This is a genomic window from Myroides sp. 1354 (genome assembly GCF_030324495.1).
Taxonomy (GTDB): domain Bacteria; phylum Bacteroidota; class Bacteroidia; order Flavobacteriales; family Flavobacteriaceae; genus Flavobacterium.
On sequence record NZ_JACAGN010000039.1, the window covers coordinates 1 to 1,235 of the forward strand.

Annotated in this window: 1 protein-coding gene; it reads left to right on the plus strand. The window is 38.0% G+C overall.

Annotated features, from left to right (window positions below):
- Window positions 1–1,235, plus strand: a 1,235-nt coding sequence (locus tag HX004_RS17645; RefSeq protein WP_502888494.1) for a TroA family protein, incomplete at both ends; no start/stop codon positions are given.

The following is a 1,235-nucleotide window of genomic DNA, read 5'->3' on the forward strand; positions in this document are numbered from 1 at the left end:
GTAGAGGAAATCGCCAGCAATACGAAGTTCATTACCAAGTTGACAGAAAATGAAAACTTGATCAACAACATCGTCAACAAATTAACGGGTAAATATGGGAATGTCGTTTACAATGTGACAGAAAAGAAATTCTACCACATCAAAACCGATGGAACCCAAGAAGAAATTGACTGGACGGACTTTAATACAGTGAATGAAAGCTTCACTTTAGTCAATGATCAATTGACCATCACAGATTCGGATGGCAATACCGTAGCATTGGACGTTGAAGAAATCGCCAGCAATACGAAGTTCATCACCAAGTTGACAGAAAATGAAAACTTGATTAACAACATCGTCAATAAATTAACGGGCAAATATGGGAATGTCGTTTACAATGTAACGGAGAAGAAATTCTACCACATCAAAACGGATGGAACTCAAGAAGAGATTGATTGGACGGACTTTAATACAGTGAATGAAAGCTTCACTTTAGTCAACGATCAATTGACAATCACAGATTCGGATGGCAATACCGTAGCATTGGACGTTGAAGAAATCGCCAGCAATACGAAGTTTATTACCAAGTTGACAGAAAATGAAAACTTGATCAACAACATCGTCAACAAATTAACGGGTAAATATGGGAATGTCGTTTACAATGTGACAGAAAAGAAATTCTACCACATCAAAACCGATGGAACCCAAGAAGAAATTGACTGGACGGACTTTAATACAGTGAATGAAAGCTTCACTTTAGTCAATGATCAATTGACCATCACAGATTCGGATGGCAATACCGTAGCATTGGACGTTGAAGAAATCGCCAGCAATACGAAGTTCATCACCAAGTTGACAGAAAATGAAAACTTGATTAACAACATCGTCAATAAATTAACGGGCAAATATGGGAATGTCGTTTACAATGTAACGGAGAAGAAATTCTACCACATCAAAACGGATGGAACTCAAGAAGAGATTGATTGGACGGACTTTAATACAGTGAATGAAAGCTTCACTTTAGTCAACGATCAATTGACAATCACAGATTCGGATGGCAATACCGTAGCATTGGACGTTGAAGAAATCGCCAGCAATACGAAGTTTATTACCAAGTTGACAGAAAATGAAAACTTGATTAACAACATCGTCAATAAATTAACGGGCAAATACGGAAACGTCGTTTACAATGTAACGGAGAAGAAATTCTACCACATTAAAACCGACGGAACCCAAGAGGAGATTGACTGGACGGA